Raw genomic sequence first — 22,519 nt, 5'->3', positions numbered from 1 at the left:
GCCACGGCCGCAGCCACAGCGTTCAGGATTTCCGAACGCTGTGGTTGCGGCCGTGCTTTTTCGGAACCCGTTCAACCCTGGCCATAATCGATCCGCGTCACCGAATAGATCGGCGAACGGATGAAGTCCTCGAACCGGTTGCACATCGCGTCGACCAGCTTCATGACGCGGGGATTGCGATGCCGCTGGGCCGGATAGATGACATAGACGGGCGTGTCGTCGGACCGCCATTCGGGTAGCAGCGGCAGGAGCGCGCCCTGCTCGACCTCGTATTTCACGAAGAAGTCCGGCAGGTATCCAATTACCAGGCCCTCGACCGTGAAGTACTTCGCCAGCCAGTATTCGTTGACGTTGAATTTCGCCAGCGGCTCGAGGTGCACCAGGTTGCGCTGGTTGCGCAGCGCCCAGCGCTCGGGCATGCCGTTGCGCATGTAGACGACGCCACTCGAACGGTTGATGTCGTCCAGCGAGGCGGGCATGCCATGCGCCTCGACGAAGCGCGGGCTGGCGTAGAGACCGAAGGAAACGTCACCCATTTTGCGCCGCAACAGGCTGGAAGCCGGTGGTTCGCCGACGAAGATCATGCAGTCGAAATCGAATTGTCCGGCGATGATCTTGTCGTCCGGATACATTTGCAGATCGAAGTCGATATTGGGGTTCGAGGTCGCGAAATAGCTCGCCGCCGCGCCGATGATCGAGGTGCCGAAGGCCGTGCTGGCGACGATCCGGATGCGGCCGCTGATCGTCGAATGCGCACGCTGAGCGGCACTCGCCGCGTTCTCGCAGGAATCGAAAATCGCCGAGCAATTGTCGAGATATTCCTTGCCGGCGTCGGTCAATTCGAGGCCCTTCGCCTTGCGGACGAACAGCTCCACCTGCAGGGCGTCCTCGAGCCGCCGCAGGTGATGACTGAGGGTAGCCTTGGGTACGCTGTAAGTAGTGGCGGCTCTAGAAATGCTACCTGCGCGTGCAATCCACAAGAAGCAGCTGATGTCTTTCAGTTCATAGGGGTACGACATTGCGTCCAAGATCCCGAACGATTGGTCCATCAAAATAATCTATCTTGGAACTTAACCGCCCCTATAATCCTCCTCAATAAGAAAAGAAGGCACCTTGAAGGCACCTAGGGAGGAGAGCTCGTGGACACACGGGTTAGCGCAGACTTTTTTGCGGTCGATAAGTCTTGCTCTTCCGGGCGGACAGTATCGATTCAATGTAATCATATTATGAAAGCTGATGGCTACGCCATAAGGCAAGCGGCTATTGTCTCGGGCTATCGCTTTTGGGCGGTCTGGGTCGTACCGATCTTGCAGTTTGGTTCGAGCGGCGAGGGAAATACGCGGTCTTCGCCCAGCATCCCCGGTCTGGCTCCATGCTGATTTCCCCGGGCAGCGCCGCCGGGTCTGGCGCACAGCCCGAGAGCCTCTTGCGGCTTGAGGGGATCACCAAGAGCTACGGCTCGCTGATCGCGAACGACAAGATCGACATCCATATTCGTCCGGGCGAAATTCACGCCGTTCTGGGCGAGAACGGCGCCGGCAAGTCGACCCTGATGAAGATCATTTTCGGGGTGACCCAGCCGAATGCCGGGACGATCTACTGGAAGGGGCGGCCGACCGAAATCTCCAGCCCCGCGCGCGCCCGCGCGCTCGGCATCGGCATGGTGTTCCAGCATTTTTCCCTGTTCGAGACGATCACGGTCGCCGAGAACATCTCCTTCACGGTGCCTGGTGATATCCGCGATCTCTCGCGTCGCATCCGCGCGGCCTCGGAGACGTTCGGGCTGGCGGTCGAGCCCGATGCGCTCGTCTACAAGCTGTCCGTCGGCGAGCGGCAGCGGGTGGAGCTGGTGCGCTGCCTGTTGCAGGAGCCATCGCTGCTCATTCTCGACGAACCGACCTCCGTGCTGACGCCGCAGGCCGTCGAGAAGCTGTTTGTGACGCTGCGGATGCTCTCCGACAAGGGCATCGCCATCCTTTACATCAGCCATAAACTCGAGGAAATCCGCGCGCTCTGTCATTCGGCGACGATCCTGCGCCACGGCCAGGTGACCGGCCATGTCGATCCGCGCGAAGAAACGTCGCGTAGCCTGGCCAAGATGATGATCGGCCGCGATATTCCGCGCTCGACCCATGCCGAGGCAAAGCCCGATGCGAAGATTGCGCTGCGGGTGAGCGGCCTGTCGACGCGGGAGCGCGATCCCCATGCCGTCAATCTGAAGGGCGTCTGTCTCGAAGTCCGGCGCGGCGAGATCTTCGGCATCGCCGGCGTATCGGGCAACGGCCAGCAGGCGTTGTCACGGTTTCTGTCCGGCGAGGAGACGTTGCCTGCCGCGCGCAAGGGCGAGATCGAGATCCTCGGAGACGCCGTCGGTCATCTCGGGGCGGCCGAGCGTCGCCGGCAGGGGCTTTCCTTCATTCCCGAGGAGCGCCTGGGCCGGGGGGCGGCGCCCGGATTGTCGCTCAACGACAATATGCTCCTGACCGGCCATCGTCTCGGCATGGTCGCGCGCGGCTTCATCCGCAAGCGGGTGCGGGACGAGCACGCCGAGCGCTGCATTCGCGAGATGGACGTGCGCTGCGGCGGCTCCGGCTCCAACGCGTCGAGCCTCTCGGGCGGCAATCTGCAGAAATTCATCGTCGGTCGCGAAATGATGCTGCGGCCGAAAGTCATGGTGGTCGCCCAGCCGACCTGGGGCATCGATATCGGCGCGGCGACGATGGTGCGCCAGAAGCTGGTCGATCTGCGGGACGCGGGTGTTTCGATCCTCTTGATCTCCGAGGAACTGGAAGAACTGTTCGAGATCTCCGACCGGATGGCGGTGATGTTCGAGGGAAGGATGTCGCCGCCGGTCCATACGCGGACGACGACGCCGGAACGCATCGGTCAGATGATGGTTGGCGTTTTCGATGCCCGGGACGAGATCGCGACGGAGGCGGCTCAATGAGCTTCCTCGGCTTCACCGCTCTTCCGCGCGCGGAGACGTCACCCGTGGCGCTGCTTGCCGTACCGCTGGTGACGATCGTGCTGTCGATCGTCACCATGGTCGTCATGTTCTCGGCGCTCGGCGCCGATCCCGGCGTCGTGCTTTACAGCTTCTTCATCGAGCCGCTGTCGTCGAGCTACAATCTCGGCGAAGTGCTGATCAAGGCGAGTCCGCTGATCCTGATCGCGCAGGGCCTGGCGATTGGTTTTCGCGCGCGCGTCTGGAACATCGGCGCCGAGGGCCAGCTCATCATCGGCGCCATCTGCGCCAGCCTGCTGCCGATCTTCTGGTCCGACAGCCAGTCCGCCTGGATGCTGCCCGGCATGATCGTGATTGGCGCGCTGGCCGGCATGGCCTGGGCGGGCATCGCCGCCTATCTGAAGGCCAGCTTCAACGCCAGCGAGATCATCGTGACGCTGATGCTGACCGAGATCGCCAAGCAGGTGCTCTACTACCTGCTGACCGGCCCGCTGAAGGATCCGTCCGGCTACAATTTCCCGCAATCGGTGATGTTTCCGGACGCCGGCCTCTATCCGACTTTTGGCGGTGACGGCGTGCGCGCTAATCTCTCCGTCATCATCACGCTGGTGGTGACAATCGGCTGCTGGGTCTTCGTCACCAAGAGCTTCGCGGCCTTCCGTCTGATGGTGGGCGGCGTGGCGTCGGATGCCGCGCGCTATGCCGGGTTCTCGCAGCGCCGCGCCATCTGGATGTCGCTCCTGATCGGCGGCGCGGCGGCAGGTCTTGCCGGGGTCGGCGAGATCGCCGGGCCGATCGGCAAGCTGCAGCCGATCCTGTCGCCGGGCTATGGCTATGCGGCGATCATCGTGGCCTTCCTCGGCGGCCTGCATCCGATCGGCATCTTCTTCGCCGGCCTGTTCATGGCGCTGGTCTATGTCGGCGGCGACATCGCGCTGGTGAGCGCGGGCATTCCGGCCTCGGCGCCGGTGGTGTTCCAGGGATTGTTGCTCGTCTTCTACCTGGCCTCCTACTTCTTCGTCCGGCACGAGGTTCGCCGCGTTCCGCAAGCGGACGGCCTGCGGGGGGCAGCATGATGGACGCGCTCATCTTCGTTCTGGCGGGCGCCTTCGCCACCGCGACACCGCTGCTGTTCGCCGCCCTCGGTGAACTGGTCGTCGAGAAATCCGGTGTTCTCAATCTGAGCGTCGAGGGCATGATGGCGCTCTCCGCCGCCATCGCCTTCATGGTGACGTTGCAGTCGGGATCGCATCTCGTCGGCTTCATCGCCGGCGCGGCCAGTGGAGCGCTGCTTTCCGCCGTCTTTGCCGTGCTCGTGCTCGGCTTCATGGCCAATCAGGTGGCGGCGGGCCTTGCCGTCGGCATTCTCGGACTGGGGCTGTCGAGCCTGCTCGGCCGCTCCTTCGAGGGGGCGACGCTGCTGGGGATCGACAAGATCGCGATACCGCTTCTTTCCGAGATCCCCGTGCTCGGCAAGATCCTCTTCACGCAGGACATCGTCGTCTATGTCGGTATCGCGGCGACGGGCCTCGTCGCCTGGTTCCTCTACCGCACCAAGGCGGGCCTGACGCTTCGTGTGATCGGCGAGAACCCGAACACGGCCCATGCGCTCGGCATGCGGCCGGTCGGTGTCCGCTTTCTGGCGATCCTGTTCGGCGGTGTCATGGCGGGTTTCGCCGGCGCCTATGCCTCGACAGTCCTGACCCCGCTCTGGTCGCAGGACATGATCGCCGGGCGTGGCTGGATCGCCGTCGCGCTGGTCGTGTTCGGCACCTGGCGTCCCGGACGTGTGGCGGTCGGCGCCTATCTGTTCGGCGCGGTATCGCTGCTCGGGCTGGCACTGCAGGCGATGGGCATCGGCATTCCGGCCCAGTTCATGACCTGCCTGCCTTACGTCCTGACCATTGTCGTGCTGGTGGCCATTTCGGCCGACAAGGTTCGGGTTCGCCTGAATGCCCCGGCAGCACTCGGGGAAAGCTATCGAGCGGCGAGCTGAGGGGCCGCCGGGCGAGGAACGCATATTCTGGGAGGAATCAACATGCGTCACTGGATGAGGACAGCGCTGGCTACCGCCGCGCTGGGCATCGCGCTCACCGTTTCGGCCGAGGCCGATCCGTTCAAGATCGGCTATTTGCTGCCAAACCCGGTCGGAGAACTGGGCTGGTCCTATGAACTCGATCGCGGCGGTCGCGCCATCGCGGAGAAATTCGGCGACCAGGTCGAGGTCCAGTTCGTCAACAGCCTCGGCGAGGGGCCGGACGCGACGCGCGTCATGAACAAGATGGCTGCCGACGGCGTCGACATGCTGGTGCTCGGTTCATTCGGCTACCAGCAGGACGGCATGAAGCTGGCCAAGCGCTATCCGAAGCTCTCGGTCGTCCATATCGGCGGCTATATGAACGCGCCGAACTTCTCGACGCTGACGCCGCGCCACTACGAGGCGGCCTACCTCTGCGGCATGGCCGCCGGCATGGTGACCAAGTCCGAGACGCTCGGCGTCATCGCAGCGTTCCCGCTTCCCGAAGTGCTCAACGTCATGAACGCCTATGTGCTCGGCGCGCAGAGCGCCAACGCCAACCTGAAGCCGGTTAAGGTGATCTGGCTGAATTCCTGGTTCGATCCAGCGATGGAGAAGGCGTCGACGGAATCTCTCGCCTCGCAGGGGACCGACGTCGTCTTCTCGCTCTTCCCCGGGACCCCGGGGCCGATGGCCGCCGCCGAGCAGCTCGGCATCTACGGCACCGTCACCCATAGCGACAATTCGAAGTTCGCCCCGACCAAGCATCTCTGCGCCGGCCAGCTCAATTTCGGCCCGGTGATGATCAAGAAGGTCGAGGAGGCGATGGCCGGCAACTTCAAGGGCGACGACGTCTTCGCCGGCATCGCCGACAATGCGATCGCCGTCGCCGGCCTCAACAAGGATCTCTCGGACGAGCAGCGGGCGCAGATCCTGGCACGCCAGGATGAGATGCGCGCCGGCACTTTCAAGCCCTTCACCGGTCCGATTACCTCGAACCAGGACAAGGAAGCCGTTCCGGCCGGCACGTCGCTCGACGACGGCGCCATCAAGGGCATGAACTTCCTGGTCAAGGGCATCGATACGACGATCCCGAAATAGCCGCACCAACCATCCGCCGATCTGGAAGGACGGGCCTGCGGCGCAGGTCCGGACGGGACAGGTGCGCCGTGATGGACCTTCCGAAGGCCCTGGAGCCTTCGGAAGGCCGACAAGACCGGCCGAATGCGCGGGACGACCGTGCCGGGCCCCTCCGAGCAGCAGGAACTGAAACGATGTCCGACACGACCGAACTCACTCTTTCCGCCAGCCACGCCGCTTCCGCCGCTGCGGAGAAGTCCGTGGCAGCCCTTGATACGACGCAGGTGTACCTCGTCGGGGTTCGTGCGGCGGGTGACGTGACGAAAGAGGTCGGCCCGCGCCGCTTCCTGCATGCCGGACCGCCGATCCGCCTGGAGGATGTGCCGGGACCCATGCGCGGGGCGCTGATCGGCGGTCTGATCTTCGAGGGCGAGGCAAAAGACGTTGCCGAGGCCGAGGCGATCCTCGACGCCGGCGAACTGGAACTGCTCCCCTGCCATGACGCCGGCGCGCTCGGCGCCATGGCCGGCGTCATCACGCCGAGCATGCCGGTTGTAGTCGCGAAATCGACCCGCCATACGACGTTCTCACCGCTGAACGAGGGTACCGGCGGCGCCGTCCGCTACGGCTCCTATGATGACGAGACGCTGGCGCGACTTCGCTGGATGGCGACCGACATGGCCGGCGTTCTCGACGACGCCATCCAGGCGACCGATCCGATTGAACTTGCCGACATGGTCGCGGAGGGGCTTCGGCGCGGCGACGATTGCCACAATCGTCTGGTCGCCACCACGGCCAGCCTGATCGTCCGACTGGCGCCCGCCCTGATCGCCAGCGGCAGGAATCGCGCTGCCGTGGCGAAGACCGTCGCCATCATGGCCGGCAACGGCCATTTCGCGCTGCCCTTCGCCATCTCCGCCGCCAAGGCGCTGACGCTCGCCGCCGCCGACATCGCCGACAGCCCTGTTGTCACCACCATGTCCGGCAATGGCCGCGAATTCGGCATCCGGGTCAGCGGTCTCGGGGATCGCTGGTTCCTGTGCCCGTCGCCGATCGGCGAGCCCAAGTTGATCCCGGGCGGCAAGATGGAAGACGTCAACCCGACCATGGGCGACTCGATGATCTCCGAGACGGCCGGTTTCGGCGCCTTCGCCATGTCGGCTGCCCCCGCCATCATGTCCTTCATCGGCGGCACCGTCGAACAAGGCACGCGCATGGTCGCCGAGATGCGCCAGATCTGCTCGGGCACCAGCTCGCGCTTCCTGATCCCGGCGGAGGAACACCGCGGCAGCCCGATCGGCATCAACGTGCACCGGGTCCGCGAGACCGGCATCGCTCCGATGATCAACAACGGCCTGTCGCACCGCCTGCCGGGCCATGGCCGCATCGGCGCAGGTGTTACCCGCATCCCGGTCGAGCCGTTCATCGAGGCGAGCCGCGTGCTCGAAGCGACGGCGGCGGCCCGATGACCGTCGCCAAGCGCAACGACGCCTACGAGATTGCGAGAGTCGCCGAGCGCTTCCATCTGGGCGCCGATGACGTGGCCGGCATCGAGATGGCGGTCGGCAACACACGCCGAACCTATGGCCGCATCGAGGCTCTGGCCGAGATGGTGTTCGGGGCCGAGCCGGCCCCGGCCGTCGACTGGACCGTCGAGCGCATCGGCGGCGCCGACGAGCATCATGCCTGGATGTTTCGCAGCGAGGACCGGCGGACCTTGGCCGGGCCACTCGCCGGGGCGCGCCTTGTCGTCAAGGATTCGATCGCCGTCGCCGGCGTGCCGATGACGCTCGGCGGCGATTTCCTGCGCGATTTCGTGCCGTCGAAGAGCGCGCTCGCCGTTGAGCGGGCGCTCGACGCGGGCGCGAAGCTGGTCGGCACCGCCGTCTGCGAGGACCTCTGCTATTCCGGTTCGAGCTTCACCTCCGTCACCGGGGCGGTGCTCAATCCCTATGATAGGGCACGTTCGGCAGGCGGGTCTTCGTCCGGCTGCGGCGTGCTGCTCGCGACGGGCGAGGCGGATCTGGCGCTCGGCACCGATCTCGGTGGCTCGGTCCGCAATCCGGCCGCCTGGTCGGGCATCACCGCGTTGAAGCCGACTTTCGGTCTGGTGCCCTATACCGGCGCGGTGGCGACCGAGTTCACCATGGATCATCTCGGCCTGATGGCGCGGACGGCCGGCGACGTCGCCCGGCTACTCGACGCGGTGGCGGGCTACAGCGACAGCGATCCGCGCCAGGCCGGCGTGCCGGCGATGGAAGGGTCCGCCGCCGACACGCTGAAGGAGAGTTTGGGCGGCCTTCGGATCGCCATCGTCGATGACGGCTTCGGCTGGGCGGGATCCGATCCGCGCCTGGACGCAATGGTCCGATCGGCCGCTCTGTCGCTTACTGGTCTCGGGGCGAAGGTCAACGCGGCCTCGGTGCCGCTGCACAAGCAGGCGACGGATATCCACGCGCCGATCTCCTGCGAGGGCGGCCTCGCGACGGTGTTCGAGCAGGGCACCCAAGGCGCCAATCATCTCGGCGTTTATGACGGCGAACTCGCCCGCGCCTTCGGAGAGGCGCTCGAGACGGGCGCCGCGCGCCTGCCGCTCAATGCGAAGGCGGCCCTGATCGCCGGCACCATCCTGCGGGGCGAGAGCAAGGGCCGGGTGCTGGCGCTGGCGCAGCGGCTGCGGCGGGTCCTGCGCGCCCAGTACGACGCGGCGCTGGCGGAACATGACGTCCTCGTCATGCCGACCTGCCCGATGCTGCCGCATCTTCTGCCGACCGGACCGCTGCCGCCGGCCGAGCACCAGCGGCTCGCCTTCCAGATGCACGACAACAATTGCGCGACCAACTTGACCGGCCATCCGGCGCTCAGCCTTCCCTGCGGCCTGATCGACGGCCTGCCGGTCGGCATGTTGCTTGTCGCTCGGCCGATGCAGGACGCGTTGCTGCTCAACGTGGCGCATCAGATCCAGACCCATCTTTTCGCCTGCCCGACGCCGCCGTCCGGGCTCGCCCGGTCGCGAGGCCGGCTCATGGAGATTTCGCATGACTGAACAGCGCAACGTCCTCGGCGGTCCGCTCGACCTCTGCTCGACGGATCCCCTGACCGGCTATCTGCGCGATGGCTGCTGCACCACCGGCCCCGAGAACCCGCTTCGCCACACCGTCTGCGCGATCATGACCTCGGCCTTCATCGAGTTTCAGGCGAGCGTCGGCAACGATCTGACGACGATCCGTCCGGATCTGCGCTTTCCCGGCCTCGTCCCCGGCGACCGTTGGTGCGTGATCGCGGCCAAGTGGTTCGAGGCCTACGAGGCCGGCGTCGCCTGTCCCGTCGTGCTGTCGGCGACCAACGAGGCGACGCTGGAGATCGTCCCGCTTTCCGCCCTTCTCGAACACGCGGTCGACCGGCCGGCGGTCTGACGCCGCCGTTCGCCCCTCGTCAAAACCTATTGGAAGGAACCGTCATGTCGGTCGTTCTCCTGGAAAAGCCCGTCGCGGGCGTCGCCGTCATCCGGCTCAACCGGCCCGAAGTCCGTAACGCGCTGACCACCGAGGTCCGCCTGCTGATCGAGCAATATGTCGACGAGCTGAACACCGATCCGAGCGTTCGCGCCATCGTGCTCGCCGGCAACGACACGGTCTTCGCAGTTGGCGCTGACCTGAAGGAGCAGCTTGGCCGTACCGTCCCCGGCGCGATCCAGACCTTCACGACCCACGCGCTCTGGAAGTCGCCGAAGCCGGTGATCGCGGCCGTCAATGGCGACGCCTTTGGCGGCGGATGTGAACTGGTGCTGCAGTGCGACTTCGTCATCGCCTCGGCCAATGCCCGCTTCTGCCAGCCGGAGGTCAATCTCGGTTTCGTGCCGGGCGGCGGCGCGACGCAGCGCCTGCCGCGCGCCATCGGCCGCCAGAACGCGATGTATGCGCTCCTGACAGCGACGCCGATCCCGGCCGCCGAGGCGCGCCGCATGGGGCTGGTCAGCGAGATCGTCGAGGGCGACGCGACCTTGCGCGCGATCGAGCTCGCGGCGTTGATCGCGACGAAGCCGCCGATCACCGTGCAGCAGATCAAGGAGGTCGTCCGTCTCGGCCTCGACACGACGTCGGAGGCCGGCATCGCCATGGAGCGGAGCCGCTGGCAGCTGATGTTCGGCACGCGCGACCTGCACGAGGGCATCGGCTCCTTCCTGGAAGGAAAGCCGGCGAACTATCGCGGCGAATAGCCGGGCCGGAACCCTGATTTCCCGTTTGATCCCCTAAGGCAGGAGCCGCCTCATGGCACTCGACCGCACGCTGATCGGCATGCTGACGCCGTCGTCCAATACCGTCCTCGAGCCCTATATGGGCGCGATCCTGCACGATCTGCTGCCGGAGGTGACGGCGCATTTCCAGCGCTTCACCGTCAAGGAGATCACGCTCGGCGAGAAGGCGATGGCGCAGTTCACCAACTCGTCGCTCGTCGAGGCGGCCTGCATCCTCAACGACGCGCATATGGACGTGATCGCCTGGGCCGGCACGGCGGCTGGATGGCGCGGCTTCGAGATCGACCAGCGGCTCTGCGCCGAGATCACCGAGGCGACGGGCGCGCCGGCGACGACCAGCGTTCTCGCCCTGAACGAGATCCTCGATCGCACCGAGGTGCGCAGCCTGGGGCTGGTGACACCGTATATCAGCGAGGTGCAGCAGCAGATCATCGCGAACTATGACGCCGCCGGCCACACGGTCACGACCGAGCGCCACATGGGCGAGAAGGACAATTTCTCCTTCGCCGAATTCGACGAGGCGACGATCACCCGCCTGATCCGCGAGGTCGCCGCCGACAAGCCGGAAGCGATCATCGTGCTCTGCACCAATTTCCGCGGCGCGCCGCTGGTCGAGCAGCTCGAACGCGAGACTGGCATCCCGATCTACGATTCCGTCAGCGCGACGGTCTGGAAGGCCCTGCAGATAACCGGCATCGACACGGCGCGCATCCAGGCTTGGGGCCGTCTTTTCGGGGACCTGCGCTGAGGCGCGGGAGAGGGCGCAGTCATGAACGATATTCCCTTCGACCTCGTCATCCGCAACGGCACGGTGGTGACGGCCGCCGACACGGTGGTCTGCGACGTCGCGATCCGGGACGGGCGGATCGTGGCGCTGGGTGAGGCTCTTTCGCATGGCCACAGGGAAATCGACGCGACCGGGCAATTTGTGCTGCCCGGCGGCGTCGATGCCCATTGCCATCTCGACCAGCCGATGGGGCCGGGCCTGAGGATGGCCGACGACTTCGAGACCGGCACCCGTTCGGCCGCTTGCGGCGGCACGACGACGGTGATCCCCTTTGCCGCGCAGGTGAAGGGGGAGAGCCTGCGGGCCGCTGTCGACGACTATCACAAGCGCGCCAAGGGACGGGCCTGCGTCGACTACGCCTTCCATATGATCGTCACGGATCCCGCGAAGACGGTGATGGTCGAGGAGCTGCCCTCCCTGGTCGAGGAGGGCTACACCTCGTTCAAGATCTACATGACCTATGACGACCTCAAGCTGGACGACCGTCAAATCCTGGAGTGCCTGGCGGCGGCGCGGCGCGAGGGCGCCATGACGATGATCCATGCCGAGAATGCCGATTGCATCGCCTGGCTGACCGAGGCGCTGGAAGCGGCCGGGCATACGGCGCCGCGTTTCCATGCCGATGCGCGACCGTCGCTCGTCGAGCGCGAGGCGACGCATCGGGCGCTATCGCTGGCGGAGCTGGTCGACGTGCCGATCCTGATCGTGCACGTCTCCGGCATCGAGGCGATGGAGCAGATCCGCTGGGCGCAGGCGCGGGGTCACAAGGTCTTCGCCGAGACCTGTCCGCAATATCTGTTCCTGACCGAGAAGCATCTGCATCTCGACGGTTTCGAGGGCGCCAAGTTCGTCTGCAGCCCGCCGCCGCGCGACGAGGCCAATCACGAGGCGATCTGGAACGGGCTCGCGACCGGCGTGTTCGAGGTGTTCTCCTCCGACCACGCGCCGTTCCGCTATGACGATCCGCTCGGCAAGAAGGCGTTTGGCGAATGTGCGTCGTTCCAATGCATCCCGAACGGCATTCCAGGCCTGGAGACGCGGTTGCCGCTGCTGTTCTCGGAAGGCGTGCTCGGCGGCCGGATCGACATCAACCGCTTCGTGGCGCTGACCTCGACCAATCCAGCCAAGATCTACGGATTGTATCCGCGCAAGGGCACCATCGCCGTCGGTGTCGACGCCGATATTGCCATCTGGGACCCGAACATCTCCTGGACCATCTCCAATAGTGCGCTTCATCACAATGTAGATTATACGCCTTACGAAGGAATGGAGTTGCGCGGGAGGCCGATCACAACCATTCTGCGCGGTGATGTCGTCTGGGACGACGGCATCTTTTCGGGATCCGCTGGCGCGGGGCAGTTCCTTCGTTGCGAACGTCCGCAGCCGGCAAGGCCCGCGCGCCCCTGAAAAGGCGCGCTGTTCCGGTGTGTCGGGGGGAGACACCGGAACGAGGGCAGGGGAGAGCATCGTGTTTGGCGCTCGCCCCTCCCTCGGGCAGGGCCCGGTTCGACGGGGTCGCGGCCCGCGCTGGAGCAACCGACCGCCGTCTTCCGTTCTCGCCGCTCTTCCGCGATGCATCGGGCTGTGCGATCGTTTGGCAACGTCGGGGAAAACGATCAGGAGAATGAGTTGATCATGGCGGCCGAACATCCGTTGGCGGCGTCGCGCGCGAAGCTGTCGTCGCGCTTCTCAATGTCCATCCAGAGCGAAGAAGTTGCCCGCCATGCCGTTTGATCTGGTTCTCGCCAATGGCCGCGTCATCGATCCGTCGCAGGGCATCGACCGCGTCACCGAGGTCGCCTTCGCCGACGGCAAGGTCGCCGTGATCGGCGAGGGGCTTGCCGCCAATGCCGCGAATGTCCGCGACGTCGCCGGCAAGATCGTCACGCCGGGTCTGATCGACCTGCATACCCATGTCTATTGGGGTGGCACCTCGCTCGGCGTCGATGCCGAGGACTATGCGCGCCAGAGCGCGGTGACGACCTCGGTCGATACCGGCAGCGCCGGCCCGGGCAATTTCCCGGGCTTCCGCAAGCATGTGATCGAGCCGAGCGCGGTGCGCATCCTCGCCTATCTGCATGTCTCGTTTGCCGGCATCTATGCCTTCTCCAACCGCATCATGGTCGGCGAGAGCCATGACATGCGCCTGATGGCGGCGCAGGACGCCTTCGAGGTGGCGGACGCCAATCGCGACGTTGTCGTCGGCATCAAGGTCCGCATCGGCCGCCATGCCAGCGGCGACAGCGGCATCGCGCCGCTCGATATCGCGCTGCAGGTCTCCGACGAACTCGGCATGCCGATGATGGTGCATATCGACGAGCCGCCGCCGTCCTACGAGGCGGTCGTCGACCGGCTGCGTCCCGGCGACGTACTGACGCATTGCTTCCGTCCCTTCCCCAACGCGCCGATCGACGGCCGGGGCCGGATCAAACCGGAAGTGCTGGCGGCGCGCCAGCGCGGCGTCATCTTCGACATCGGCCACGGCATGGGTTCGTTCGCCTGGAAAACGGGGCGGGCGATGCTGGAGCAGGGTTTCGCGCCCGACACCATCTCGTCCGACGTGCACGCGCTCTGCATCAACGGTCCGGCTTTCGACCAGGTCACGACGATGTCGAAATTCCTGGAGCTCGGTATGTCGCTCCGCGACGTGATCGCCGCCTCGACGGTCAACGCCGCCGCGGCGCTGGGCCGGCCCGAGCTCGGCACGCTGAAGCCGGGCAGTCCCGGCGACGCCAGCATCCTGTCGATCCGGCAAGGCAGCTTCCCGCTCGAGGATTCACGCGGGAACATCGTGATGGCCGACGAACGCATCTTCGCAGATGGCGTCGTCGTCGCCGGTGCGTGGTGGCATCCGCGCTGACACGCTTCTGATCCCCGTCCGACTGGCCGGACGGTCGGCATGCCGGCAGGGATCGCCTTTTCGGAGGCCATCAACAACGGCTGCCTGAAAGTGGCGCGGGATCGGCTCACCTTGCTGATTTCCCAACGGAATCGGCATCCTGCCGAGCATCCTGAAATGACTATATCGGCGCCATGCTGTGCCGATATTTGTGCGTCTGCGAACAAGTACTGTGCAGTGCCCGCGTTCGATTCACAGGCACATGCTGTATAATTCCAAACGTTCGAAAAAGAGCTTGGCAGACGCCGCCCCGCCGACACATGATCCCGTCTCGGGACGTTGCCCGTCGGGCTGTCCCGGATGGCTTCGGTGCCGGAACGGAGCCTTCGCGAGGATGGCGCAGGAGCGCCGGTTCGCGTGGGCGGAGGGGATGGGAGGACTTCGTTAGCCCGGGCCGGGCGGATCTCGAGGGCCAGCCGCCGCCGATCGACGAGCCCCGAGGCCGGTGTCGTCGGCGCGCCAACGCAAGTTGCTTCGTTCGTATCCGCCAGGGGAACTCAATCAAGAATTGGCGGTCCCGACGCGAAGAACTTTAGGATACATCGGCATCTATCTCGTTCGTTAGACATTCACGCAATGAATACGACAGGATCAGCTCAATGTACCAAAATAGAAAACGCAGGGTTGTAAGTCTACTCGCTGGTGCGGCCGCGATTCTCAGTGTGTCGTCGGCAGCGCAGGCGGAAACGATCCGCGTCGTGCTCGGCTATTACAGCGCCGCGACGCAGGGCCTGTTCGAGGGCATGGCCAAGGATTTCATGGAGAAGCACCCCGGCGACGAGGTGAAGATCGAAGTCATCCAGTGGGATAATTTGCAGCAGCGCCTGACCACCGATATCGCCGGGGGCACCGCTCCCGATATCGCCATGATCGGCACGCGCTGGCTGGTCGACTACGTCAAGAACGACATTGCCGAGCCGCTCGACGCCTATATGACGCCCGAGTTCAAGGCCGGCTTCATCGAGTCCTTCCTCTCGCCCTCGACCTTTGACGGCAAGATGTACGGCCTCCCGGTCGCCGCTTCGGCCCGCGCCATGTATTACAACAAGGATCTTCTCGCCAAGGCCGGCGTCAACGAGCCGCCGACCAATTGGGACGGCGTCGTCGACACCGCCAAGAAGATCAAGGCGCTGGGCACCGACGCCTATGGCTTCGCCCTGCAAGGCAAGGAAATCGAGACCGACGCCTATTGGTACTATTCGCTCTGGACCCATGGCGGCGAGATCCTCAAGGACGGCAAGTCCGGCGTCGCCAGCCCCGAGGCGATCAAGGCGTTGACGCTCTACAAGTCGATGATCGACGAAGGCCTGACCGAACCCGATCCGACCGGCCTGAACCGCCAGGACATCGAGCGCCTGTTCAAGCAGGGCCGCATCGGCATGATCCTGTCCGGCCCGTGGCTGCGCGGCCAGATCAAGGCCGATGCCCCGACGCTGAACTATGGGTTGTCGGCGATCCCGGAAGGCACGGCCAAGGCGACCTATGGCGTGACCGATACGCTGATGGTCTTCAATTCGAGCCCCAACAAGGAGCTCGCGATGAAGTTCCTGACCGAGACGGCGTTCAGCCCGAAATGGCGCATCGAGTTCTCGACCAAGGAAGGCTTCCTGCCGGTCATGAAGGAAGAGGCCGCAGCGCCCGTCTTCGCCGACGACCCGCAGCTCAAGGCCTTCACCGACATGCTGCCCTACGCCCGCTTCGCCCCGCCCGTGGCGAACTGGGAGCAGATGGTCGATGCGGTGATCGCCGCTGTGCAGAAGGTCTATATCGGTCAGGCGCAGCCTGAAGCCGCCCTGACGGAAGCCGCGACGACGATCGATGGCCTCATCCAGCAGTAAGGCCGATCCGGCACCGGAGGCGGGCGTCGGACGCACGGTAAACCGTGCCAAGACGCCCTCCATCGGCAAGATAGGGCGCGCCAGCGCGCCCTATCTTCTCATCCTCCCCTCCATCCTGTTCGCCTTCTGGATCATCGGCTATCCGATCTACGACATGGCCAACATGTCGGTGCATGCGGTGAACCGCTTCGGCAAGACGGCGGCCTTCAACGATTTCGCCAATTACCAGCGGCTGTTCTCGCATCAGCTCTTCATCGGCTGCCTGATCCGCACGCTGGTCTGGACAGTCTTCGTCGTCGGCGGCACCGTGCTGTTGTCGGTTCCGATCGCGCTGATCCTGAACGAGCGCTTCTACGGTCGCACACTGGCGCGCATCATCATCATGCTGCCCTGGGCGGTTTCGCTGACCATGACCGGCATCGTCTGGCGCTGGTCGCTGAACGGCCAGTTCGGCATGGTCAATGCGACGCTCAGCAGTTTCGGTCTGCAGGATACGCCGGTGGAATGGCTGGCGACCTCGACGACCGCCTTTCCGATCCTGATCGCGATCGGCATTCTGGTGTCGATCCCGTTCACGGTGACGGTGATCCTCGGCGGACTGTCGTCACTGCAGGCCGACATCTTCGAGGCGGCCACGATCGACGGCGCCACTGGTTGGCAGCGCTTCCGCTACTTGACGCTGCCGCTTATCCGGCCCTTCCTCAACATCGTGCTGGTGCTGAACTTCATCTACGTCTTCAACTCTTTCCCGCTGATCTGGGTGATGACGCAGGGCGACCCCGCCAACAGCACCGACATCCTGGTCACCTGGCTCTACAAGCTCGCCTTCCGCTATGGCGAACTGGGCATCGCCTCGGCGCTGTCGATCGTGATGTTCGTGATCCTGCTGGCCCTGACGATCACCTACGCAGCGCTTGCGATGCGCAATGAGCGGAGCCAAGCCTGATGGAAAAGCCCGTCCGCAAATCCCTGCTCATGTGGCTGCTGCTCTCGCCGCTGGTGATCGTCATCCTGTTCCCGTTCGCCGTCATGGTGTCGACGGCGGTGAAGCCACGGGTCGAGGTGCTGATGTATCCGCCGAGTTGGCTGCCGTCGGAAATCCGGCTGCAGAACTTCGCCGACATGTGGGAGGCGACACGCCTCGGGCCGGCCGTGCTCAACAGCCTCGTCGTCAGCATCGTCGCCACGGTGCTCTGCCTGCTCGTCGCCATTCCGGCCGCCTATGCCGCGGCGCGCATGGAGTTCACCGGGCGCAAGCTATTCCGCCAGTTCCTGCTCGTCACCCAGATGCTGTCGCCGATCGTGCTGGTGCTGGGCATCTTCCGCCTGATGGCGAAGATGGGCTTTGTCGACCAGTTGCCGGCGCTGGTGCTCGCCTATGTCGCGTTCAACCTCGCCTTCTCGGTCTGGATGCTGCAGGCCTATTTCCAGACCATTCCGAAGGAGTTGGAGGAGGCGGCGACGCTGGATGGCGCTTCGACCGTGCAACGGCTCCGCCTGATCTTCCTGCCGCTGGCAGCACCGGCGATCGGCATCAGCGCCGTGTTCATCTTCATCTATTGCTGGAACGAATTCGTCCTGGCGATGACGCTGCTGCGATCGCCGGAGAAGAGCACGCTGACGCTGCAGACCTTCTCGCTGGTCGGCGGGCGCTATCAGGTCGAATGGGATCACGTCATGGCGGCGACGCTGGTGGCCAGCGTTCCCGTCGCCGTCATCTTCGCGCTCCTGCAACGCTCGCTCGTCAGCGGGCTGACGGTCGGCGCCGTGAAATAATCGCCCGAAGGGCTTCCAATGCGCGGCGGGCGCCCAGCCCGCCGCTTCAACCACGCCAAGATCATCGGAGACCGAAATGGGACTGAAGGATTGGTTCGGGCTTGAGGGCAAGCGGGCGCTGGTAACCGGCGCGAGCCGCGGCCTCGGCCGCGAGATGGCGCTGGCGCTGGCGGAAGCGGGCGCTGACATCATCATCACCGGCCGCACGCAGGAGACCCTCGACGCCACGGCGGCCGACATCCGCGCGCTCGGCCGCCAAGCCTGGACCGTGAAGGCTGACATGTCCAAGGCCGATCTCTGCGAGGCAGCCTGCCAGGCGATCCTCGCGCAGCATGGTCCGGTCGACATCCTGATCAACAATGTCGGCAACCGCATCGCCAGCATGCCGATCGTCGAGGAGACGCTCGCGACCTGGCAGGAATCGCTCGACATGAACCTGACCAGTTGTTTCCTCGGCACCAAGATCTTCGGCGCCGCCATGCTGGAGCGCGGGCAGGGCGGCCGTATCATCAACATCGCCTCGATGAGCGGCCTGATTGCCAATCGCGGTATCGGCGGGCGCGATTACGAGACCGGCAAGGCGGCCGTCATCCATTTCACCCGCTGCGCCGCCGCCGACTGGGCGCCGCATGGCGTCACCGTCAATGCGATCTGCCCCGGCCTGTTCATGACCGATACCAACCGCAGTTGGAACGAGCGCCGACCCGATGTGATCGAGGCGATCGTCGCGCATATCCCGATGGGCCGGCCCGGTAATCCGCCGGAGATCGGCCCGCTCGCGGTCTATCTCGCCAGCCCCGCGGCGGCATATGTGACGGGCGCCGCCTATCTCATCGATGGCGGCTATACGCTCTGGTAAGCTCAACGGCTGGAAGAGGAGTTCGCCCCTCCCTCAGGGAAGGGGGCCGCGTTTTGCTCCGCGCCTCGATCGGGCGCGACATTTCTTTTAGGGAGACACCGTGTCGATCCATTTCTTCGGCCGCCTGCCAGACGGCACGACCATCTCGGAGATCCGGCTATCCAACGCCGCCGGGGCGACGGCCTCGATCCTGACCTTCGGCGCCGCGCTGCGCGATCTCGTCGTGCCGGTCGAGGGTGCCGCACCGCGCCGCGTCGTGCTAGGTTTCGAGACGCTCGACGGCTATCTCGAGAACAACCGCTATCTGGGCGTGACGGCGGGCCGGCATGCCAGCCGCATCGATCGCGGCCGGCTGGTGATTGACGGTGTCGAGCATCAGCTGTCGTTGAACGATGCCGGCGTGCATCTGCATGGCGGCGTTGTCGGCTTCTCGCGCAAGCCGTGGCGGATCGTCGAGTCGGATGAAAGCTCGGTGACGCTTGGTCTGGTATCGCCGGATGGCGATGATGGCTATCCGGGCGAGCTCGACGTGCGTTGCACCTATCGCCTGTTGGGACCGGGCACGCTTTCCGTCACCATGACCGCCACGACCGACGCCGCGACCATCGTCAACCTCGCCCATCATTCCTATTTCACGCTGCTGCCGGGCGAGTCGCTACGCCAGCACAGCCTGAAGGTGGACGCAGTCGGCTATACGCCGTTCGGATCTGATCTCGTGCCGACCGGTGAGATCGCCGATGTCGCCGGCACGCCCTATGATTTCCGCGCGTCGCGCCCGGTTGCCAATCCGTTCGGTGACCCCGACTTCTTTTATGACTGCGCTTTCGTCATCGACCGTGCCGGCCACGAGGACGGCAAGGGACTGGTGCGCGCCGCCCGCCTCGAGGCGCCGGACGGCAGCCTCGCGATGGAGGTGCACACCACCGAGCCCTGCCTTATCGTCTATGACGGCGCCGGGCTCGAGCCGGGCTGGCCCCCAACCGGTGGCATCACGCATGTCGCGCATGCCGGCATGTGCTTCGAGCCCATGCGCTATCCCGACAATCCCAACCAGCCGGCCTTTCCCTCGGCGGTATTGCGGCCCGGCGAGATCTACCGGCAGGTGACGGAGTACCGCTTCCTCTGACGGCGAACCTAGCGCGCCAGACCGGCTGCGATGGCCGCCATCGGATGGGCGGCCGTCGTCTCCGACAGGCGATTTACCTGGCAGCGACAGGAGAAGCCGGTGGCGAGGACCTCGGCTTCGCCCGAGATCACCGGGGCCCAGGAGGCGTCGAACAGGGCCCGGCTGACCGTCTGGTTGCGCGCCTCGTGGCCGAACAGGCCGGCCATGCCGCAGCAGCCGGTCGGATGAGGCTGGACCGGCAGGCCGAGCGCCGCGAAGATCTCCTGCCAGTGCCGCAGTGACTGCGGCGCTGCCGACGCCTCGGTGCAATGGACCATCAGCTTGCGCGATGCTGTGCCCTCAGCCACGACTTTCGGCCAGGGATCGCCGGCCACCAGGCGCTGGCGCAGGAATTCCTGCACCAGCAGGACCTTCGGCATGCGGCGTTCCACTTCGAGGAATTCCTGGCGCGTCATCAGCACGAAGGCGGGATCGACGCCGACCATCGGGTGTCCCGTCTGTTCCAGCTGGGCGAGGGCGGCGATCTGGCGGCGCGCCAGTCTCTCGAACCGGCGGCGCATTCCCTTGACGTGGCTCGCTTTCGAGCCGGCCGGCAGGGTGACGATGACCGGCCGGTAGCCGAGCCCGGCGAGCCCGTCGCAGACCGCGCCGATGGCGCCCGTATCGAAGGAGGCGGTAAAGGCGTCCTGCAGCACCAGCACGGTGTTGTCGCCGGCAATGGCCTTCTGCACCTTCGTGAAGCCGACGACCGGGTGGCCGAGTTCGCGCAGGCCCAGCCGTGCGATCGCCGGCAGATCGACGAAGCCCAGAAGCGGCATGGCGAGACGATAGGCCAATGGTGCCAGCCGGCGCGCCAGCGGCCGCAGCGCCTCGATGGCGGGCGCCATGACCTCGACGGCGATAGCCGCATAGTCGCCCAGCGGCCGGCGATGCGTCGCATGATAGGCGTCGAGGAACCGCGATTTCAGCGAGGGAACGCTGACATGCACCGGGCAGGCGCTGCTGCAGGCATTGCAGCCGAGGCAGCTGGCGAGCGCCGCATAGGTGTCGCGCCCGATTGCCTCCTGCTCCGGCGCGCCGGCAGCGACGGCCTGCCGCCACTGCCGGACAGCGTCGGCGCGGCCCTTCGGCGACTGGGTGAGATCGCGCGTCGCCTTGAAGGACGGGCAGATCGGTACGGCTTTGCTGTAGTTCAGGCAGGAGGCATTGCCGTTGCAGTGATACGCCTTCTCGAAGGCAGGATCGCCGGGAGCATTGCCCTGGCGGAACGGCATCTCGACGATGCCGATCGGTTGGCGGCGAACGGCGACCAGCTTGCCGGGATTGAAACGTTCGTCCGGATCGAAAGCGGCCTTCACCCTTTGCAGCGCGGCATAGGCGACCTGGCCGACATAATCGGGCAGATAGGCGCCGCGAATGCCCTTGCCATGCTCGCCCCAGAAGATGCCGCCATGCGTGTTGCAGAGCGCATAGACCGCGTCGGAAACGGCCTTGAAGGTCGCCCGATCGGCGGTGTCGTCGAGATCGAGCGCCGGGCGGACATGCAGGCAGCCGACGTCGATATGACCGTAGATGCCGTAGCGCAGGCCATGGCGCTTCATGATGGCGTCGAAGCCTTCGACGAAGGCGACGAGGCTCTCGACCGGCACGACGCAGTCCTCGACGAAGGCGACCGGGCGTTTGGCGCCATCGCGCTTGCCGAGCAGGCCGACGGCGGCCGCGCGGGTCGACCATAGGCGCGCGCTGTCGGCCTCGTCGACCGCGCAATAGGTGCCAATGGCGCCCGGCAGGCCTGCGGCATCCTCGATCAACCGCTGCACAGACGCATCCAGGCTGGCTTCGTCCACGCCGACGAACTCGACGAAGAGATAGGAAATCCGCGCTTCCGCCTCGCCTCGGATCGCCAGCGGCAGGCTGTCCATCAGGCCCGCCTCGCGGGCGAGGCGCTGCACCCAGTCGTCCATGATCTCGATCGCCAGCGGCTCGTGCCGGAGGATCGGCTCGCCTGCCGCCAGTGCATCGGCGAAGCGCTCGAAGGCGACGACGACGAGACGCTTATGGGCGGGCTTGCGGGTCAGCTTCAGGCGAATCCGCGTCACGAGGCCGAGCGTGCCTTCGGCGCCGAGCAGCAGCCGCCACCATTCGAGCCGGTCCGGCGCGGGGCGGGCGCGCTCGAGGTCGTAGCCGGTGAAGCGTCGCGAGATCCGTGGCGTGTTCTCGATCAGCGCCGTCCTTCCCGTGTCGCAAGCGGAGGCGATCTCCGCGAGCAGCGGCGCGGCCCAGTCCGGCTCGGGGGCAAGGCTCGAGAGCGTCCGGCCGCCGGCTAGGATCAGATCGAGGCCGAGCACGTTGTCGCTGGTCTTGCCATAGAGGCGCGAGCCCTTGCCGGAGGCGTCCGTGCTCACCATGCCGCCGATGGTGCAGCGGTTCGACGTCGATGTGTTCGGCGCGAAGAACAGGCCGGTATGACCGATCAGGCCGTTCAGCTCGTCGAGCACGATCCCCGGCTCGACGTCGACCCAGCCCTCGGCCGCGTTCAGTTCGAGGATCCGCGTCATGAAGCGCTGGAAATTGACGATGACGCCGCGATTGAGGCTCTGGCCGTTGGTGCCGGTGCCGCCGCCGCGCGCCGTCAGCGTCAAGCCGCGAAAGGCCTCCGCCTCCGTGACGCGCAGGAGGAGCGCGACATCCGCCGCATCCTTCGGCGCGACGATGAGGTCCGGCGTGATCTCGTAGACGCTGTTGTCGGTCGACATCGCCGCCCGCGCGGCATGGTCGGAAGCGATGTCGCCGGCAAATCCCGCGACGTGTAGCGCCTCGGCGAAAGCGGCAAGGGAGGGGCCGGCGAGCGGCGTCGCGGATTTCGATGGGAGCATGGGAGACCTCGGCAGGGGCCCCATTGAAGCATGCTGCG

Annotated in this window: 18 protein-coding genes; 16 read left to right on the top strand and 2 right to left on the bottom strand. The window is 65.6% G+C overall.

Annotation, left to right across the window (positions count from 1 at the left end):
- Positions 1 to 71 precede the first annotated feature (71 nt).
- On the bottom strand, positions 72 to 1,019 hold the full coding sequence (locus G342_RS0109525; RefSeq protein WP_083931173.1) for a LysR family transcriptional regulator: 948 nt from the start codon (positions 1,017 to 1,019) through the stop codon (positions 72 to 74).
- 353 nt (positions 1,020 to 1,372) lie between these two features.
- On the opposite strand from G342_RS0109525, the gene G342_RS0109520 reads away from it, so the two are divergent.
- The 16 genes from G342_RS0109520 to G342_RS0109440 all read left to right on the top strand — a co-directional run bounded on the left by G342_RS0109520 (position 1,373) and on the right by G342_RS0109440 (position 19,605).
- Positions 1,373 to 2,947 carry an ABC transporter ATP-binding protein gene (locus G342_RS0109520; RefSeq protein WP_051094163.1) on the top strand — a complete coding sequence of 525 codons (1,575 nt, stop codon included), beginning with the start codon at positions 1,373 to 1,375 and terminating at the stop codon, positions 2,945 to 2,947.
- Entirely contained in the window at positions 2,944 to 4,041 is a 1,098-nt protein-coding gene (locus G342_RS0109515) for an ABC transporter permease (protein WP_018182903.1), read from the top strand. Before G342_RS0109520 ends, G342_RS0109515 begins: the two co-directional genes overlap by 4 nt.
- On the top strand, positions 4,041 to 4,961 hold the full coding sequence (locus G342_RS0109510) for an ABC transporter permease (RefSeq protein WP_018182902.1): 921 nt from the start codon (positions 4,041 to 4,043) through the stop codon (positions 4,959 to 4,961). Before G342_RS0109515 ends, G342_RS0109510 begins: the two co-directional genes overlap by 1 nt.
- Before the next feature lie 42 nt (positions 4,962 to 5,003).
- On the top strand, positions 5,004 to 6,083 hold the full coding sequence (locus G342_RS0109505) for a BMP family ABC transporter substrate-binding protein (RefSeq protein ID WP_245557246.1): 1,080 nt from the start codon (positions 5,004 to 5,006) through the stop codon (positions 6,081 to 6,083).
- A 173-nt stretch (positions 6,084 to 6,256) separates the two neighbouring features.
- A complete protein-coding gene (locus G342_RS23715; protein WP_018182900.1) occupies positions 6,257 to 7,531 on the top strand; it encodes a YlbE family protein in 1,275 nt (424 codons plus the stop codon).
- Positions 7,528 to 9,108, top strand: a complete 1,581-nt coding sequence (locus G342_RS0109495) for an amidase family protein (RefSeq protein ID WP_018182899.1) — start codon at positions 7,528 to 7,530, stop codon at positions 9,106 to 9,108. Before G342_RS23715 ends, G342_RS0109495 begins: the two co-directional genes overlap by 4 nt.
- Positions 9,101 to 9,478, top strand: coding sequence for a DUF2237 family protein (locus G342_RS0109490; RefSeq protein WP_018182898.1), 378 nt, complete (start codon positions 9,101 to 9,103; stop codon positions 9,476 to 9,478). The genes G342_RS0109495 and G342_RS0109490 overlap by 8 nt, the downstream gene beginning before the upstream one ends.
- 44 nt (positions 9,479 to 9,522) lie before the next feature.
- A complete protein-coding gene (locus tag G342_RS0109485; protein ID WP_018182897.1) occupies positions 9,523 to 10,281 on the top strand; it encodes an enoyl-CoA hydratase-related protein in 759 nt (252 codons plus the stop codon).
- 52 nt (positions 10,282 to 10,333) lie between these two features.
- Complete coding sequence (locus tag G342_RS0109480; protein WP_018182896.1) at positions 10,334 to 11,068, top strand: maleate cis-trans isomerase family protein; 735 nt, start codon at positions 10,334 to 10,336, stop codon at positions 11,066 to 11,068.
- Positions 11,069 to 11,089: 21 nt separating this feature from the next.
- Positions 11,090 to 12,514 carry a dihydropyrimidinase gene (hydA, locus tag G342_RS0109475; protein ID WP_018182895.1) on the top strand — a complete coding sequence of 475 codons (1,425 nt, stop codon included), beginning with the start codon at positions 11,090 to 11,092 and terminating at the stop codon, positions 12,512 to 12,514.
- A gap of 316 nt (positions 12,515 to 12,830) precedes the next feature.
- Positions 12,831 to 13,967, top strand: a complete 1,137-nt coding sequence (locus G342_RS0109465; protein WP_018182894.1) for an amidohydrolase/deacetylase family metallohydrolase — start codon at positions 12,831 to 12,833, stop codon at positions 13,965 to 13,967.
- Positions 13,968 to 14,605: 638 nt separating this feature from the next.
- Positions 14,606 to 15,844, top strand: coding sequence for an ABC transporter substrate-binding protein (locus G342_RS0109460; protein ID WP_026304289.1), 1,239 nt, complete (start codon positions 14,606 to 14,608; stop codon positions 15,842 to 15,844).
- Between the two features lie 70 nt (positions 15,845 to 15,914).
- On the top strand, positions 15,915 to 16,790 hold the full coding sequence (locus tag G342_RS0109455; protein WP_026304288.1) for a carbohydrate ABC transporter permease: 876 nt from the start codon (positions 15,915 to 15,917) through the stop codon (positions 16,788 to 16,790).
- Positions 16,790 to 17,620: a carbohydrate ABC transporter permease gene (locus tag G342_RS0109450; RefSeq protein WP_018182891.1), complete on the top strand. Its 831-nt coding sequence runs from the start codon at positions 16,790 to 16,792 to the stop codon at positions 17,618 to 17,620. The genes G342_RS0109455 and G342_RS0109450 overlap by 1 nt, the downstream gene beginning before the upstream one ends.
- 76 nt (positions 17,621 to 17,696) lie before the next feature.
- Complete coding sequence (locus G342_RS0109445; RefSeq protein ID WP_018182890.1) at positions 17,697 to 18,479, top strand: SDR family NAD(P)-dependent oxidoreductase; 783 nt, start codon at positions 17,697 to 17,699, stop codon at positions 18,477 to 18,479.
- 100 nt (positions 18,480 to 18,579) lie between these two features.
- Positions 18,580 to 19,605, top strand: coding sequence for an aldose epimerase family protein (locus tag G342_RS0109440; protein ID WP_018182889.1), 1,026 nt, complete (start codon positions 18,580 to 18,582; stop codon positions 19,603 to 19,605).
- Between the two features lie 8 nt (positions 19,606 to 19,613).
- Here G342_RS0109440 and G342_RS0109435 read toward each other — a convergent pair whose 3' ends face one another.
- Complete coding sequence (locus G342_RS0109435; RefSeq protein ID WP_018182888.1) at positions 19,614 to 22,481, bottom strand: FAD-binding and (Fe-S)-binding domain-containing protein; 2,868 nt, start codon at positions 22,479 to 22,481, stop codon at positions 19,614 to 19,616.
- Positions 22,482 to 22,519: the final 38 nt, after the last annotated feature.

It is taken from the genome of Kaistia granuli DSM 23481 (genome assembly GCF_000380505.1).
Taxonomy (GTDB): domain Bacteria; phylum Pseudomonadota; class Alphaproteobacteria; order Rhizobiales; family Kaistiaceae; genus Kaistia; species Kaistia granuli.
The sequence above is the reverse complement of the archived record's forward strand: the minus strand, read 5'-3'. Positions and strand labels throughout refer to the sequence as shown.